15 protein-coding genes and 1 pseudogene are annotated in these 17,417 nt (G+C 44.5%); 10 read left to right on the top strand and 6 right to left on the bottom strand.

The features are described 5' to 3' along the window. The first annotated feature begins 64 nt into the window (after positions 1-64). Positions 65-658, top strand: a complete 594-nt coding sequence (locus H5073_RS04180) for an HAD family hydrolase (RefSeq protein ID WP_182677300.1) — start codon at positions 65-67, stop codon at positions 656-658. Positions 659-674: 16 nt separating this feature from the next. Here H5073_RS04180 and H5073_RS04175 read toward each other — a convergent pair whose 3' ends face one another. Both H5073_RS04175 and H5073_RS04170 read right to left on the bottom strand, forming a co-directional pair. Next, a complete protein-coding gene (locus H5073_RS04175; RefSeq protein WP_182677298.1) occupies positions 675-1,439 on the bottom strand; it encodes a ribonuclease H family protein in 765 nt (254 codons plus the stop codon). Between the two features lie 153 nt (positions 1,440-1,592). Beyond that, positions 1,593-2,420, bottom strand: coding sequence for a hypothetical protein (locus H5073_RS04170; protein ID WP_182677296.1), 828 nt, complete (start codon positions 2,418-2,420; stop codon positions 1,593-1,595). Positions 2,421-2,868: 448 nt separating this feature from the next. On the opposite strand from H5073_RS04170, the gene yjjX reads away from it, so the two are divergent. The 7 genes and pseudogenes from yjjX (at position 2,869) to H5073_RS04135 (ending at position 9,586) form a co-directional block, all read left to right on the top strand. Further along, on the top strand, positions 2,869-3,435 hold the full coding sequence (gene yjjX, locus H5073_RS04165) for an inosine/xanthosine triphosphatase (protein WP_182677294.1): 567 nt from the start codon (positions 2,869-2,871) through the stop codon (positions 3,433-3,435). Between the two features lie 37 nt (positions 3,436-3,472). Beyond that, positions 3,473-3,943 (top strand): annotated as a pseudogene (locus H5073_RS04160) (GNAT family N-acetyltransferase); the annotation flags it as partial. 148 nt (positions 3,944-4,091) lie between these two features. Next, the gene (locus tag H5073_RS04155) at positions 4,092-5,132 is read left to right on the top strand and encodes an NADP(H)-dependent aldo-keto reductase (RefSeq protein ID WP_182677290.1); all 1,041 of its coding nucleotides are present in this window, start codon (positions 4,092-4,094) and stop codon (positions 5,130-5,132) included. A 117-nt stretch (positions 5,133-5,249) separates the two neighbouring features. Next, on the top strand, positions 5,250-6,518 hold the full coding sequence (locus H5073_RS04150) for a cysteine desulfurase (RefSeq protein ID WP_182677288.1): 1,269 nt from the start codon (positions 5,250-5,252) through the stop codon (positions 6,516-6,518). 122 nt (positions 6,519-6,640) lie between these two features. After that, entirely contained in the window at positions 6,641-7,084 is a 444-nt protein-coding gene (locus H5073_RS04145; protein ID WP_182677286.1) for a SufE family protein, read from the top strand. Positions 7,085-7,101: 17 nt separating this feature from the next. Continuing rightward, positions 7,102-8,277: a membrane dipeptidase gene (locus H5073_RS04140; RefSeq protein WP_182677285.1), complete on the top strand. Its 1,176-nt coding sequence runs from the start codon at positions 7,102-7,104 to the stop codon at positions 8,275-8,277. A 328-nt stretch (positions 8,278-8,605) separates the two neighbouring features. Then, positions 8,606-9,586, top strand: a complete 981-nt coding sequence (locus H5073_RS04135; protein WP_182677283.1) for a sensor domain-containing diguanylate cyclase — start codon at positions 8,606-8,608, stop codon at positions 9,584-9,586. 28 nt (positions 9,587-9,614) lie between these two features. Here the strand turns inward: H5073_RS04135 and recJ are convergent, their stop codons facing one another. The 4 genes from recJ to brnQ form a co-directional block, all read right to left on the bottom strand. After that, the gene (gene recJ, locus H5073_RS04130; protein WP_182677281.1) at positions 9,615-11,339 is read right to left on the bottom strand and encodes a single-stranded-DNA-specific exonuclease RecJ; all 1,725 of its coding nucleotides are present in this window, start codon (positions 11,337-11,339) and stop codon (positions 9,615-9,617) included. An 80-nt stretch (positions 11,340-11,419) separates the two neighbouring features. Continuing rightward, positions 11,420-12,148 (bottom strand): bifunctional protein-disulfide isomerase/oxidoreductase DsbC, encoded by a 729-nt coding sequence (dsbC, locus tag H5073_RS04125; protein WP_182677279.1) that lies wholly within the window; start codon positions 12,146-12,148, stop codon positions 11,420-11,422. Between the two features lie 194 nt (positions 12,149-12,342). Continuing rightward, positions 12,343-13,254, bottom strand: coding sequence for a site-specific tyrosine recombinase XerD (xerD, locus tag H5073_RS04120; RefSeq protein WP_182677558.1), 912 nt, complete (start codon positions 13,252-13,254; stop codon positions 12,343-12,345). A gap of 155 nt (positions 13,255-13,409) precedes the next feature. Further along, positions 13,410-14,738, bottom strand: a complete 1,329-nt coding sequence (gene brnQ / locus H5073_RS04115; RefSeq protein ID WP_182677277.1) for a branched-chain amino acid transport system II carrier protein — start codon at positions 14,736-14,738, stop codon at positions 13,410-13,412. Between the two features lie 639 nt (positions 14,739-15,377). Here brnQ and H5073_RS04110 point away from each other — a divergent pair. Both H5073_RS04110 and srmB read left to right on the top strand, forming a co-directional pair. Beyond that, positions 15,378-16,193: a methyltransferase gene (locus H5073_RS04110; RefSeq protein ID WP_182677275.1), complete on the top strand. Its 816-nt coding sequence runs from the start codon at positions 15,378-15,380 to the stop codon at positions 16,191-16,193. 247 nt (positions 16,194-16,440) lie between these two features. Continuing rightward, on the top strand, positions 16,441-17,417 hold a 977-nt coding region (srmB, locus tag H5073_RS04105), incomplete at its 3' end, for an ATP-dependent RNA helicase SrmB (protein WP_182677273.1).

Raw genomic sequence — 17,417 nt, 5'->3', positions numbered from 1 at the left:
TCTGCCCATAAGCTGAACGAGCATTTTTATCAATTAATAATAGAAATAAAGTTGAAAACTCAAGATGATAAAACTTAAAGGCATTATTTTCGATCTCGATGGTACTTTGGTGACCTCGAGCTTAGATTTCAGCCTCATTCGACAACAAATTAACTGCCCTGAGCAGCTCGATGTGTTGGTATTTGTTGATACATTAACCTGCGTAAAAACAAAAGCTCATGCTAACAATGTCATTGCTTGGCACGAGCAACAAGATGCCCTTAGTGCTCAAGCACTGCCAGGAATGACAGACTTGTTTGACGCTTTAGAAAAAGCTCAACTCCCTAGCGCAATCGTCACCCGTAATAGCCAAAGCGCCAGTGCACTTAAGGTGTCAAATAACCGTATTCCAATCCAACTGGTGCTGACCCGTGAAGATTATCCGCCTAAGCCTGCTCCCGATGCGTTACTTGCCATCGCGAGCCTTTGGCAGCTTGAACCGCAATCAATCCTCTATGTTGGTGATTACCTTTATGATATTCAAGCAGCTTTTAATGCTGGGATGCAAAGCTGTTTTATTAATCATGGCCGCGAGAGCGCCTATCAAGCTCAAGCTGACTTAGTCATCACCCACTTAGATGAATTAACGGCTCTACTTAACTCCCTTGAGAATAATTAGCTCCCTTGAGAATAAGTTAACCAGCCCTTAGGGCTAAAATTTCGTTTAAATCTAGTGGCTTATCATATTTCACAAAGGCGGACGTTTGCTCTTCGATGGCTAAAATCGACATTCTGTCTGCAAGCTCATTACCTTCGATGCCCACGTGCGCGGCCACATGTTCAAGTCCAAGTCGTGTTTTAAGTTCATCAAATAATTCGTGAGCTAATTTTATGATCTCAAGATTGGCTATCTCGCCACCCTTCCTGCTCCAACCTTTGGCTTTCCAGCCATAGGCCCATTCAGTGATGCACTTAATGCTGTATTGAGAATCACTAAAAATCTGCACCTTATGGCCTGCATTAAGCTTAGTTTTGGCAATCAATAAGGCTTGGTAAAGAGCATTCAACTCAGCAGTATTGTTCGTGCCGTTGGGGTGATATAAGCCATACCAAAGTTCACTGAGTTGGCCTTTATGGTAAAGCGCCAGTCCAGAACCAGCTTTTCCTGGGTTTGGCTCACAGCCGCCATCGGTATAAAGCACAATATCAAGGTTCTCAAGCTCATTGTGGACAGAGGTCCTGTTGCCTTTACTTGATGAAGCACTTTTGGGCACAGTTTTAGCCCCTACGCCAATGCTCACCTGTGGCGATTTTGCAAATGCAGCTTTCGCTTGCGCTTCCGTGGGGAAGGATTTGTATTTAGCCTGAGGAAACTTATCTACCGAGCGTTTAGTCTGATCCCAACTGGTAAAAATACCTGTTTCACGCCCAGACCAGACCACATAATACTTTTTAGCCATAAAACTCATCTCTTTGATTGTGCCAATCATTAACCCCTATGGTCACAGGCAAAAGCACTAGGATCAATACAATCTTATTGAAAACCCAAAAATAATAATGCCGAGCTTATGGAGTAAGCTCGGCATCGTTTTTAAAAGTGTAAACCGTTAAATTTATAGGTTCACAGGCCCATCAATATCGGAGTAATTAACGCTACCAGAACCGGCATTCTTAACCGTCAACCCTTTAGCATGCTTCACATTAATGCTGCCAGAGCCATCATTGATCACCACCAGTCCTTGAACATGTTCGATATTTATACCACCAGAGCCATCTTTTATAGCCACATTTCCAGCGGCTTTGTTGATATTGATGCTACCCGAGCCATCTTCAATAGCCAGATCACCGCCGACGTTCTCAAGGTTGATGCTGCCAGAGCCATCCACCAAGGCTATATTACCTTGATTGGCTTTTATGCTGATGGAGCCTGAGCCATCCGTAATAGCAAGATCCTTGCCGCCATCGATGGCGATGCTGCCTGAACCATCATGAATTTTGATATCCGCCATCATAGCGTCAATCTTGATAGAACCTGAGCCATCTTTAATGTCTAGTACCATGGCCGCAGGCATGCGCACCATCAGGTCGATATAGGGCGATTGATCAAAATTGTACTCAGTCACTACCTTAGCGATAAGCTCGGCGCGATCGCTGTTTTTATTTAAACTAAGCTCAATTTCTGTGTCGTCATAGGCGTACACATTCGCCACCAGCTCAATCTCTGCTAAGCCTTCTACTCCCTGGATTTCAAGCTTGCCCGCGCCGGTTTCGGCCTTTAAGGTGCTTAACTCACTAGCACTGAGCGATAGCCTTTTTTCACTCATAATAAGCTCTGAGTCATCACTAAATATAGAAAGGTCACTTTGCACCTCAAACGAGGGACCGTAGATAACAATACCGCCAAGAATGGCCACGGCTAATAATTTTGAACGTAGATTCATGAGATTATTCCTTTAATTAATTCCCATACTAGGCGGGAGTCTTGAGTCGTTACCTTAGCATTAATGGCAATGACAACCACAATGGCAAAGCCTGAGTAACCAACATTATGCGCAGCACAGTGCGACTGTGCGTACAGCATCAAAGCTAGTGCTAAAAACAATGTAGAAAATAATGCAGAAAACAGGCCAAGTTAACGAAAAAGATAAGTCTTTGTATTTTTAGAGATTAGTTAAGCATGGCAATTTAGCTTAATCTTAATTATGGGACTAAGTTAACAAAAAGTGGTTAAATTCACCATGGCTAAACAAGATTTATATATCTTAAGGGGGATTAACGTTTTAAATAAAGAACTCAAGGCGCTAGTATAACAAGCGCACTAATACTCTTATCAATCAGTGACTGAATAAGCCCTCCCCAACACACTAAAAGGACGTAGTTTTTAAGCTTATGCAAACTCCCTCTATCCAAACCATCTCTATTTTAGTCGGTTCAACCAACCCAGTTAAAATCAACGCGGCTAAAACGGCTATCGAACAGTACTTTCCCCAAGCCAAGGTTCAGTGCAGCGGAATGCACGCTCCTTCATTAGTGCCAGAGCAGCCGATGACCGAAGCCCAAACTCGTTTAGGCGCCATCAATCGTGCCCGTTATTGCCAGCAACAAGCACTGGCGGATTTTTATGTGGCCATAGAAGGCGGCGTAGATAACTTTGAGTACGGCGCAGCGACTTTTGCTTATATGGTTATTCTGCATAAAGATAAACAGTCCATAGGCCGCAGCGCTCAACTGCCCCTGCCCAGTAATGTCTATCAGGCACTAGTCGCTGGGGAAGAATTAGGCCATGTGATGGACAGGCTATTTAATACCGATAATATTAAGCAAAAAGGCGGTGCTATCGGCCTATTAACCCAAGGTCTTGCTAGCCGTGAAGGCAATTATACCCAAGCCTTAGTGCTCGCCATGGCGCCGTTAATCAATGAGGATTTTTTCAATGACAACCCAGTTGCAGACTGACGAGCCAGCTTTGAATGACAGGACTCATGCACCTAATATTCGCAGCCTCACGCCACTTGATGATGCTGCAATTGCCGCCGTTATTCGCGCGGTTTCGGCGCAATATGGCCTCACGGCTGATAAAGGCTATGGGGTTGCCGATAAAACATTGGATACTTTAAGTGTTGTTTATCAAGCCAATAACGCTCATTACTGGGTTATTGAATATCAAGGAAGCATCTGCGGCGGCGCTGGCATAGCACCACTTGCGGGGCATTCCAAGGTATGCGAGTTACAAAAAATGTACTTCATGCCCGCTATCCGTGGTTTGGGCATGGCTAAGCGTCTATCCGCACAGGCAATTGATTTTGCTAAAAAATCAGGTTACAGCAGTATTTATCTTGAGACCACGGCAGTGCTAGTTGAAGCTTTAGCCTTGTACCAAAAGCTTGGCTTCGTGCCCTGTGAGCATTTAGGTGAAACTGGCCACGATGCCTGCGAAATCGCCATGAGACTAGAGCTAGATTGACTGGACTGAGTTGAATTGAATTGAACTGAGCTGAGTTAAATTGAGTTGAGCATTATTCAATCACTCACACAGCGTTTTATTTTTGCCACTTTGCAACACTGCCAAAGCTTGCTAGCCTCAAGCTATCTCTATTCCGTAGGAGAAATAAATGGAATATCAACGCATTGCTCATTCAAGTCTTGAAGTCAGTAAAATTTGCCTTGGCACCATGACTTGGGGTGAACAGAATACAGAGGCTCAAGCCTTCGAACAATTAGACTATGCCATCGGCCAAGGTATTAACTTCATCGATACTGCCGAAATGTATCCTGTGCCCCCCAAAGCTGATACCCAAGGGGAGACAGAACGCATTCTTGGGCGCTACCTCAAAGCTCAGGGCAATCGAGATGATCTCATCATAGCGACCAAGGTAGCCGCCCCTGGTGGAAAAGGCGATTATATTCGCCCAAAGATGGCGTTGGATTGGTGTAACATTCACCAAGCGGTTGATGACTCACTTCAACGCTTGCAGATCGACACCATAGATTTATATCAAGTGCATTGGCCGGATCGTAATACCAACTTTTTTGGCCAAATGATGTATGAAGATCAACAAGATGAGCAGTACACTCCCATCTTAGATACCTTAGAAGCATTAAGTGAAATCGTCCGCCAAGGCAAAGTTCGTTACATAGGGATTTCAAACGAAACCCCTTGGGGCTTTATGAAATATTTAAAGCTGGCAGAAAAACACGATTTACCAAGAATAGTTAGCGTGCAGAATCCTTATAACTTACTTAACCGCAGCTATGAAATTGCCATGTCTGAAATCAGTCACAGAGAAGAAGTCCCGCTACTGGCTTACTCTCCATTGGCCTTTGGCGCATTAACGGGTAAATATGAAAAAGGCCAATGGCCAGAAGGCGCTAGGCTTACTGTCTTCAAACGCTTTGCCCGCTATAACAGCACGCCAATGGCACTGGAAGCCACCCAAGCTTATGTGGATTTAGCCCGTGAGTTTGGGTTATCACCGGCACAGATGGCCCTAGCCTTTGTTAATAGCCGTAAATTTGTCGCAGCCAACATCATAGGCGCCACAAATTTACAGCAGCTAAAAGAAAACATCGACAGCCATAAACTAAGCTTATCTAGTGAGCTTATAGGGCGTATCAATGAATTATCTGACCTTTATCGCTTTCCATGTCCTTAAGGCAATACTGAAATAATAGGCTAAACTCAATATCGTCCACACAGACCTTGCAATGGGCATCAAGATCGCTGAAGATCTTGATGCCTTTTTATTTTATCAAGATAGACACACGCCTTTATGAGTCAAGCATCGAATAATTCAGACACAGCAGCAAACATCAGCCAGTGGCGCCACCAAAACATACGTGAGCAATTTCCGCTATTAGCTCAACGCTTCGATGCCATGCCTCTGTGCTACCTTGATACAGCCGCCACCAGCCAAAAACCACAAATAGTCATAGATGCCATGCAGCGCTATTATCAGCAAGATAATGCCAATGTGCACAGGGCAGCCCATAGACTGTCTGCTCGGGTAACCAGCCAATACGAAGCTGTACGCCACAAAGTCAGGCAGTTTATTCATGCTAAGCGCCTTGATGAAATCATCTTTACCCATGGCACTACAGAATCCATCAACATGGTGGCCTTTGGCTTAAGCGGTACGTTATCTAAAGGGGATATAATCCTTATCGATACCGCAGCCCATCATGCCAATATCGTTCCTTGGCAAGAGCTTGCAAAGCGCACTGGCGCAATTATTAAAGCCATCCCTTTGGATAAACAATGCCAAATAGACATCAGCGCCTATGAAGCGTTACTGACTTTAAGGCCTAAAGTAGTGGCCCTATGCCATGTTTCCAACGCTTTGGGAACATTGAATCCAGTCAAAGACTTAGTCAATAAAGCCAAACACTATAATGCTCTCACCTTAGTGGATGGCGCGCAGGCCATCGCCCACATGTCAGTGGATGTTGATGACTTAAACTGTGATTTTTATGTGTTTTCTGGGCACAAAATGTATGGCCCAACCGGTGTAGGTATTTTATATGGCCGTTTTGAAGTATTAGATAGCCTAAGCCCCATGATGACAGGCGGCGAAATGATAAAAACCGTAAGCTTTACTCATACCGAATTTGGTGAACTGCCTAATCGCTTAGAGGCTGGCACGCCAGCTATCGCTGAAGTCATTGGGCTTGGCGCGGCCATCGACTTTATAAATGACTTGCCAAGGGCGCAAATGTTCATGCATGAGCAGCAGCTGCTGCATTACCTGCAACAACAATTACTACAGCTTGGGGACATTGAACTCTACGGGGTAATAAGCGCAGTTAATACCAATGTCGGCGCGGTGGCGTTCAACCTTAAAGGTGAGCATCACCAAGATGTAGGGATTTTACTTGATCAGCAAGGTGTTGCGGTTCGCTGTGGTCACCACTGCGCCATGCCACTGATGCACAGCCTTAACCTAAAGGGCTGTTGCCGTGCCTCTATTGGCCTCTACAGTAACCAAGCTGACATTGACCAACTTATTCATGCCCTTAAAGAAGTGAAAGCACTCTTACTTTAATGGCTTTAGCTGTATTAATGACTTCATGGCTTGAGTTGCTTTAAGCACAAATCAGCCCGCTAGGTCAAATGTATTAACGCCTTAGCTAACAGAATGTCGATTTAATCTGGAATTTACCATCAATGAGTAACCTAAGTGTTCAAGACTGTGATAGCTTATTCAATGAGTTACCGCAGGAAATTAGTCAAGGCGTTAGCCTGATCAAAGCCGCTAACAACTGGCAAGAGAAATACCGCCAACTGATGTTGCTAGGCAAATATTTAACCCCAGTGCCATTGGCACTTCGCCAAGAGAGCGCCCAAGTAAAAGGCTGTGAAAGCCAAGCTTGGCTTTATCATCATCAGCAACTAGGCCAACATTTTTACCTTGCCGACAGCGAGGCTCGAATTGTTAAAGGCCTTATCGCACTCTTACTTGCAGCCACTCAAGGCCAAACAACAGCATATATACACGCATTTGACCTTGAGCAGTATTTTAATGATTTAGGATTAAGTGGCCAATTAAGCCCTTCCAGAACCAATGGTTTAACCGCTTTGGCAAATGAGATAAAAGCCTTGGCCACTTAACAAATAAAAGGATCACCATGACAAAAGCTCAGTACGATTCCACCCGCCGAACCCTATTAAAAGGCCTTGGCGCAGCCAGTTTACTGAGCCCTTTTGCATCACTGCCAACCTGGGCTAAAAGCCCACGTCTGTACATAGATGGACTGTCATTTTTACCTATTGATCTCCGTGATGTCCCCGCCTCTAAGCTCGATGCTTTTATCGCCGATATCTCGGCCATAGAAACCATCACCCAAGCTGATGGCACCTTAAACTACAAACGCACCTTTGATGCCTGCAACAAGAGTATCAAACAAGCCTCAAAGACAGTCAAAGACCACCCAGAAGTCTACCTTCAAGGGTTAAGCGGTAATGACATCATCTTAGCTCAGGCTCAATCTCGCACTGCGGTGTACTTTCAAATTCAAGGGGCTGATTGCGTCGAGCAAGACATTGAACATACTGGCAAGGCGGCGAATTGGCAGCAACTTGACACCTTGCACCAGCAAGGGCTAAGAGTACTGCAATTAACTCATCACTATGGTAATCAATTTGCTGGCGGTGCATTAGATAATGATGGCACACAGGGCTTAAACCTTCCCTTAACAGCAGCAGGTCATGAACTTGTCAGCGCGTTAAACCAACGTAATATGCTGATAGATGTAAGCCACTCAAGCCCGCAAACCGCCCTCGATGCCGCCAAGGCCAGCAATGCTCCTATAGTGCAAAGCCATGGCGCTGCAAGAAAATTCGTCAATCACGCCCGCTGCTCCCCTGATGAGGTCATCCGCGCAATTGCCAACTCTGGCGGTGTGTTTGGAGTGTTTATGATGAGTTTTTGGCTCACCAACAAGGCTAAGCCCACAATTGATGATTACATTCGCCAACTTGAGCACATTAACCGAGTAGGCGGCGTTGACTGCGTTGCCATCGCCAATGATTTTCCGCTCAGAGGCCAGGAAAACTTATTGGCCCTCGATAACGATAATAGCCAAGGCGTAAAGGAATACTTAGAGTGGTGGCATAGCTTAAGGGACAGAAATGTCCTAGGCTTTGAGCTGGAACCTCAGCATGTGGTGATCCCTGAGCTTAATCATATAGATCGCATGAGTCGTATCGATGATGCGCTGGCAAAAGCCCGTTTTAAATCAACGGATCGCGACAGGTTTATGGGTGGTAATTGGCAAAGAGTACTTAAAAGTGTACTGCTCTAAACAAGGCGTCAAAGCAATCAATCAGCCAATACCTCAATACACTTTTGTTACACAGCCCTGTGTGGCAAAAGTACAAAAAGCGCAATGACAGCAAAATAAAGGCGCAATAAAAGCTGCCTCTGACCTGTCGTGATACCTATCCCGCTAAGGTTTGCGGCAAGCACAATTATTAGCTAGGCTTTATTAAGATATTTCCACAGGCTTTCCATCATTCACCTAGCTAGCATTCAATCACACTAGATGACGGGGGCTCATACATAGCAAAGGATTAAATATGTATTTAATTTCAAATGGATAACTTGACCGTAATCTAATAAAGGAAACTGTCATGACCTTCACCAAGGCATCCCTTAGCGCTGAGCTGTACCTAAATCATTCTATCAAGAATATTGAAGTGAGCGAGATTGATTGGGACCGCTGGCAACGCCTTGTAGATTCTATAGCGAATATCTTCGATGCCCCCGCCGCCTTTATCACTCAAGCTAATCTTAAAGGCATTGAGATCTTATCTGCCGCTAATAAACCACAAAATCCGTATCATGCCGGCCAAAGCATGGGGCCTGAAGTCAACATTTATTGCCATGAAGTTGTCCGCACCGCCGCGCCGCTTTATATAAAAGATGCCAGTCAAGATCCAAAGTGGCAAAATAATCCCGAGTTAACCCAAGATAAATTAGTTTCTTACCTAGGCTTACCCATTTTCTGGCCTAACGGTAATCCATTTGGCACCTTGTGCGTCATGGATATTAAGGCCAGTGATTACCAAGAGCAATTTATTGAATTACTCACAGTGATCCGCGATGTGATCAACTCAGATTTATCTCATTTCTACGTACGCAATCAACTGCTTACCCAAAGCTACACAGATCCATTAACTCATATCTACAATCGCCGTGGGTTTAGTGATATATTGATTAAAAACAGAGAACTAGCCACAAGACTAAATCAAACCTTAGTGTTAATTTATTTTGACATTAACCAATTCAAACCCATTAATGACACCTTTGGTCATGCTGTCGGTGATGCGGTACTTGCCGATTTTTCAGCAAGACTACGTCAAAGTTGTCGCAGTTGCGATCTTATCTGCCGTTGGGGTGGAGATGAGTTTTTAATGTTGGCACAAATTCAAACCTCCGCCCAACTAAGTGGATTTGTTGAACGCTTGAAGCAAGACTCCCAAGTGGATGATTTGCCTTGTTATAGTTTCTCTTATGGTTATGTGTTTATCAGCCCTGAAAATACTGACACTTTCGACGATTTACTTGCCCTTGCCGATCAACAAATGTACCTCAATAAACAACAGCCATAAGACAAAGACTATTTATAAGTATACTTATTTAAATTGGCTCTAAATGCTCAATCATTAGCTGCAGGTTTTGCTTACCTCGGAACTCGTTAACGTCCAGTTTGTAGGCAACGCGAACTTGCCGGACAGTAGCATCGGGCCACATGGTTAAGTCGATATTAAATGCAATGGCATCGAGCATTAAACTGGAACAGGGCGTTTCCAGCAGCATTTTAAGGTGCTTCTCACCAACAAGTCTCTGCTGCACTAAGGTGAATACTCCGTCGAATACTGGCTCTTCAAAATGCTGTCCCCAGGGACCTGCATCTCTCAATAGCATGGCGGTTTCAAGCGTCATGTGTGCAGCCGCAAGCTCACCGTCTGATAACACTTCGCCAGTGAGTTGATCTTGGGTTAATAAGCCCCTAACCGCATCATCGAAAGCACGTTTAAATTGCTTAAAATGATCCGCCGCTAATGTGAGTCCTGCCGCCATGGCGTGACCACCAAACTTGAGGATCATTCCTGGATGCTGAGTATTGATTTGCTCTAATAAGTCCCGCATGTGTAGGCCCTTTATAGAGCGAGCCGAGCCTTTAATACTGCCATCACCGGCATCGGCAAAGGCGATCACTGGCCTGTGATATCTGTCCTTAATTCGCGATGCTAAAATCCCGATCACCCCTTGATGCCAGTCTGGCTGAAACAAGGCAATAGCCCATGGTAACTGGGTCTCATCTAAGGTGATTGACGCTAGCGTTTTAAGGGCCTCTTGCTGCATATCGGCCTCAAGTTCACGGCGCTCAGCATTTAATCCATCAAGCTCAGTGGCCATGCGCCTGGCAAGGTTGATATCCTCACACAATAAAGTTTCGACCCCTAAGGCCATTTCATCCAAACGACCAGCAGCATTTAATCTTGGGCCTACTGCAAAGCCAAAATCTGCGGCAACGATGCGCTCAGGGGTACGTTTTGCCACTTCAAGCAGTGCGGTAATTCCTACTCGACAGCGCCCAGCTCTGACTCTTTGCAACCCCGCTTGAACTAAAATACGGTTATTTCTATCAAAAGCCACTACATCTGCCACTGTGCCTAAGGCAACAATATCCAATAACTCGGCTAAATTTGGCTCAGCGAGTGCTTGAGTCTGATACCAATCTCTTGCCCTTAATTCTTGGCGCAGCGCCGACATCAAATAAAAGGCCACTCCCACCCCAGCAATGGCTTTACTGGCAAACTCACAACCATCTTGATTCGGGTTCACTATGGCATCGGCATTGGGGAGAGTTTTTCCCGGTAAATGATGGTCTGTAACCACCACTTGCATACCTAAAGCTTTCGCAGCTGCAACGCCTTCAATGGATGAGATACCGTTATCGACGGTTATCAATAATTGGGCATCTTTTCTATAGGCTAGTGCCACAATTTCAGGGCTTAATCCATAGCCATAATCAAAGCGATTAGGAATGAGATAATCAAGTTTTTTAGCTCCCATCATCCGCAGTGCCAATATGCATACACAGGTGGACGTTGCGCCATCGGCGTCAAAATCACCAACGATTAATATCGACTTATCTCCCATGATGGCATCCGCCACTATGCTTGCAGCAGCGGCTAAGCCTTTCATGCTCTTAGGATGCAATAATTTATTTAGCGCCAGTGTGCAGTCATCAAAGGCTGCACCACGTTTAGCAAAAATTTGTTGAAGCAATGGTGGCATATCAGCAGGAAGATGGCTTGTATCAAGCAATGGACGACGAACAATGGAATGGGACACTTAACCCCCTTGAAAACGGCATTAATAAAAAGGTGAGCCTAGGCCCACCTTTGAAGGGATAAACTGATGGCTTATTATGCCTATAGATGTGCTTCTAGGGTACGCAGTAAATCACTTGGCTGCTGATAGCCTGGCACTAAGGTGCCATCTTTTAAGATAAGTGCTGGTGTACCACTAACGCCAAAGGCCATGCCTAAGCGATACTGTTTTTCAATATCAATATTGCAGCTGGCTGCTTTAACATTCTCGCCGCTTTTAGCATCTGTCATGGCTTTTAGTGGATCTTTAGCACACCATACAGCCTGCATTTCATCGGCATTAGCTGATGGAATACCTGCACGTGGGAATGCTAAATAACGGATAGTAATACCTAAATCATTATAACCTTGCATCTGAGCATGCAATTTACGGCAATAGCCACAATCCACATCGGTAAATATGGTTACGACATGCTTTTCATTTTTAGCCTTATAGACCAGCATATCTTTCTCAAATGGCTTTAGCATGGTTACTCGCGGGCCAAGTAAGGCGGCTTCGGTGAGGTTTTTCATATCGTTATCAAGATCGTACAAATTACCGTGGAAAATTTTTCCACCATCTTTAGTTACATAAATAACCCCACGATCGGTTAACACTTGGTATAAACCTTCAACTGGAGAATCCTGCATCAAGCTAATGCTAACGCCTAAAGTATCTTGAAGCTTTTGTTTAATCTTGGTCTCGTTAGTGTTATCTGTCGCCGTGGCCGACATTGCCATAGGCACAAGTGCCAAGCCTGCAATAAGAGAAAAAAACTGAGCTAATTTCATTTAACATCCTAATTTGGTTGAGCCATCCACACAGTCAAATGCCATGAAGGGACAATATAGTGTCACTTAATTCAATAGACCCGATAATTACCGCAAAAGTTACAGCGAATAGGCAGATATTGCAACCAAGATACCCATAGAAAATGTAACTAAACTCATTCAATTGCCACCACGCGAAGCCAGCGCAGATTAACCTATCCTCTTGGGTGATGTTGGCGGTGTAAATCTTGTAGTCTCGCCTTTGCTACATGGGTATAAATTTGTGTGGTCGATAAATCACTATGACCTAAAAGTAACTGCACCACTCTTAAATCTGCGCCGTGGTTGAGTAAATGAGTGGCAAATGCATGACGCAAGGTATGTGGTGATAGCTCAGTGGCAATCCCTGCACGCAAAGCATAATGCTTGATACGATGCCAAAAAGTTTGTCTGGTCATCATGGTGCCGCGCCTTGAGGGAAACAATACTTCACTTTGCTTGCCTTTAAGCAATTCACTGCGGGCTAAACTAAGATAAATTTCCACTTCTGCAACCGCAAGCTCCCCAAGTGGCACTAAGCGCTCTTTGCCCCCTTTACCGGTAATACGTACTAAACCTTGGCGCAGGCTGATTTGATCCATAGTTAAGCTGACTAACTCTGTCACCCTAAGCCCAGTTGCATATAACAGCTCTAACATGGCTTTATCGCGAATTTCTATTGGCTCTTGAGCTTCAGGTTCAGACAAAAGCGCGTCAACTTCGGCTTCGCTAAGCGCCGCTGGAAGCTTTCGGCTCAAGGCTGGTGAAGCAAGCTTTGCACTCGGGTCGATATCAATGCGTTTAACTGACAACCAATAAGCATAAAAACGCCTTAAGCTGCTCATCAATCTTGCAGTGCTGCTTTTGGCAAACCCTTGCTCTTGTCGCCATTCAAGATATTGGCGAACCGTCTCTTGGTTGGCATCCAACAGGGCTAGATTTTTAGCTAAAAGGTAATTCTGAAAATGGCGTAAATCTGTACCATAGGAGGTAAGAGTGTTATCACTCAGTCCTTTTGCTGACCAGAGTGCATCTAAGAAGACATCGATAATAGGGTCGGCTGTTACGGGTCGTTTATTCACGGAAATAGTTTTCTTTACTTAAAACCACTGCACAAACGCTGATAGCTAAATTCAAAGGAGATACTCAATACTGAACACAGATAACTTAGATTAGCATAACCCAAGCCGTTAATGGCTAACGACTTGAGTTAATGGCTAACAGCTCACTAATATCTAACTTGTTAGCTTTGAGCAACTTGCGCTGATTTAGGCATGAATAAGCACGCTAGGATAGCGATAAAAGTCGGTGGTAACCAAGCCATACCTTCGGCATGTAAAGGCATAAAATCAAGCATGCTCATATCGATACCCGCAGCTTGCAAACCATCGAAAACACCAAAAAATAACGCCACACTTAGCACTGTTCTATGGGCGAACACAGGATGATTAAATCGATTGGTCAATAGCGTTACAATCACAAGAGCAATGGCCACTGGATATATAGTCATTAATACCGGGATGCTGATGCGAATTAGCTCACTTAGACCAACGTTAGCAACCACGGCACATGTCACACTGAACAGCACAGCCAATAAACGGTAAGACAATGCAGGAATAAGTTCGTTGAAATACTCAGAACAAGCCGTAACTAGGCCCACTGCCGTAGTCAAACAAGCCAATGTCACCACTAAAGACAACATAAAGGTACCAGTTACGCCAAATTCGTGATTAACAAAATTGGTTAGAATTTGACCGCCGTTAGTGGCTCCTTCAGCCAAGGTGCCTGCTGTAGCGCCAAGATAGAACAGGGACACATACACAAAGGCTAATCCGCCAGCAGCAATAAATGCAGCTCTTATCAGATATTTAGTTTGAGCCTTAGTATCCTCTACGCCTTTTTTACGCAATAAATCGATAATCAGAATACCAAACATCAAAGAGGCTAAGGTGTCCATAGTATTGTAACCTTCCAAAATCCCCTTAGTTAATGGACTCGTCTGATAAGCTCCCACAGCAGCGCCAACGTCGGCACCTGGTAGTAAAATAACAGCAAGCGCTAAGCCCATTAATAGCACAAGCAGAATAGGGGTTAATACCTTACCCACACTGTCAAGCAAGTTGCCGGGAAATAACGCCAGCAACATAGTGATAATAAAAAACACTGTGGTGTAGATAAGTTGCGGCAAGTTGAATTCACTGCCCGCTAACAAAATAGTGAGATCTGGATTGTCAATAAAAGGTCTTGCTCCAATTTCGAACGCCACCAAACTGGTTCGAGGGGCAGCGAAGGCTGGACCAATAATCACATAAATAGTAATAGCTAATGCGGTTGCAGCAAATGCAGGTAACAGCGCCGTCACTTTACCGTTAGATTTTGCAATAGCGATAAGCCCGAGCAAAGGCAAACCAACAGCTGTAATAAGAAAACCGAGCATGGCTGACATCATATTTTCGCCAGCCAGCATGCCAGCAAAAGGTGGGAAAATAATATTGCCCGCACCCAAGAAGAACGCGAAGGTCATAAAGCCTAAGCCGATAGTGTCAGTGACACTCATTTTATTATTCTGCACTGTAATTCCTTGTTAATGATTTATGTTTATTGCTTCTTTGAGCACTTCTTATCTTGGCCAAAACTCAGTAACCCGCATCAAGTAACTAATTTAAAATAACTGCTCTCAAGCAACTAACCTTCCTTCAGCTAGGGTTAGTTAAGAATCCATCTAAGCTCATGGCGGCAAAGCTAAAATAAGAGCTAAATTGTTAATTATTTGTATCCATTGGATTCAAGTTAAGCCATTGAGGCTAAATAATCCAGAGGATAACCGTCAGTAGCGCTAACAACTGTAAACTTTTCGATACTATTAACTTCATAAGAATATGCTTCAGACTAAGCTTGAAAACAAATTAAGTTAAGCCTTATTTTGCCAGTAACGTTTTAAACGCTCAAAAAACCTGCTGATCTTGTCAAAAATCAGCAACACCCTAGCATTGCTGGTCAAATTGCAAGCTCAAATCAACCTCGACTATCAAAAGCACTCTCTTGAAACAAGTCTTAGGCCGACGTTTAACTTTATGTTGCTGTAAAAAATAAGAGAAAGTGTTGAGTTCTCAAATTGCGCTAATAATTAATACCATTGGTAGGAGAAAAAAACGCTACAATAAAGGCCGTTTAGCTTCACTTACATTTCACTAATTATAGTTATGGCGTTATGGCATTTACCTTTAAGCAGTTTCATATCGATGACGGCCAATGCGCCATGGCAGTTAGCACTGATGGCGTGCTACTAGGTGCCTATGCGCCGTTGACTAAAGCAAAATCCATATTAGATATTGGTGCAGGTAGTGGCCTACTAAGCTTAATGGCAGCCCAAAGAACTCAAGCAGAATGCCAGATTGTCGCCATAGAGTTAGATGCAAAAGCGGCAAGAGCCTGCCAAGGTAACATTGCCAATAGCCCTTGGCACACACGCATTAAAGTTATTAATAGCTCGATACAAGCTTATTGTGATGACCGCACGCACAAGCTTAAAGCCAGTCACGACGCAAGCATCAACCCCAGCCAGCAATTTGAGCATATCATCAGTAACCCCCCATTTTTCGAACAAGGTCCGTTATCACAATCGACGCACAGAGCCACAGCCCGCCATACCCATAACTTGCCTTTTGAAGCGCTGTTTAATGCCATAAAAGGTTTGCTAGCGCCTCAAGGAGTGAGCACCATTATCTTACCGCTGCAAAGCTTAAACAGTGCCACTGCAGCTTACCTGGCTGCAGGACTTGAACTCAGCGACCAATGCCTGATTGCTAGCGTTAAGGGTAAAACGCCCTATCGAGTCATTCTATGTTTGCAGCACTCAGGAGCCGGACGCGAGCCCTTGCAACTGGCGGTAGGGGAAAGCCAATATTTGTCGATATTAAAAAGGCAGCTGCAAGGTGAAGAAAACAGCCTGTATATCCGTGATACACAGGGGGAATATGGCCCAGAAATGGCCCGTATCTGTAAAGATTTTTATTTGAAGTTATGACCATCAATTGAAATAGCAATTAAAAGAAGCGGCTAAAGGGGTAATAAAAACGGCAATTAGCATGTTAAAAGTGCGCAATAGCGAATCTCGAGTTCGCCTCAGTAATACCAGATAAATGGCCATGAAATCCCCTCTGATTTATGTGGCATAGTATTATCCTAGTGCGGTTTTTAATCTTGGGCTATAATGCACGGCTACCATGAGATAAGCCCATAAATTCCAGAGACACTTAAGAGACACTAAGCGCATGCTATTTGAAGATTTCCACCTAGACCATAGTCTACTCGACTCACTCAGGGCCATGGGGCATATCACCCCAACCACCATTCAGCAACAGACTATACCTTTGGCCATGGAGCAGGAGGACATTCTTGCTAAAGCCCCGACTGGAACGGGAAAGACAGCCAGTTTTCTCTTGCCTGCGCTGCAACACCTGATTGATTTCCCAAGACGCTTTGAAGGCCAAGCTAGGGTATTGGTACTGACACCCACTCGCGAATTAGCCAGCCAAATTCATCGTTACGCTTGTCATTTGGCAACAGATTTAGGCCTAGACATCTCTATCGTCACTGGTGGCGTCCCTTATGGTCCTCAGGAAGAAGCCTTAGCAGGCAATGTTGACATCATGATTGCCACCCCTGGCCGCTTGATGGAATACTTAGATAAGAACAAGTTTGATGCAACCGAAGTCGAAATCATGATCATAGATGAAGCCGATCGCATGCTAGACATGGGCTTCTCCTCAGTAGTGAAAACTATCGCTATTGAGGCTCAAGGTTGTAAGCAAAAAATGCTATTTTCAGCTACTTTAGAAGGCGGTGGAGTACAGCGTTTCGCGCGGGAATTGCTTGATGATCCTGTTACTATCGATGTGGAAGCCCCTCGCAGCGAAAAAGCCAAAATCCACCAATGGATCCACTTGGCTGATGATCAAACCCATAAGTTTGCTTTACTGTGCAACTTATTACGCCAAGAGTCGGTTAAGCGCACCATAGTATTCGTCAAGACTCGCGAAGTAGTTGCCAGCCTTGAGGGATTGCTACTAAAAGAAAGCATTTCTTGTGCCTTTATGCGCGGTGACATGGAACAGAAAAAGCGCTTCCAAGCCTTAGGCCGCTTTACTAAAGGCGAAGTCGATATTTTGCTGGCCACAGATGTCGCAGCTCGCGGTATCGACATTGACGATATCACCCACGTGCTTAACTACGACATGCCCCGCTCAGC

The organism is Shewanella sp. SR44-3 (assembly GCF_014163735.1).
Classification (GTDB): domain Bacteria; phylum Pseudomonadota; class Gammaproteobacteria; order Enterobacterales; family Shewanellaceae; genus Shewanella.
Note: the sequence above shows the minus strand (reverse complement) of the source record. Positions and strands in the feature narration are given on the sequence as shown.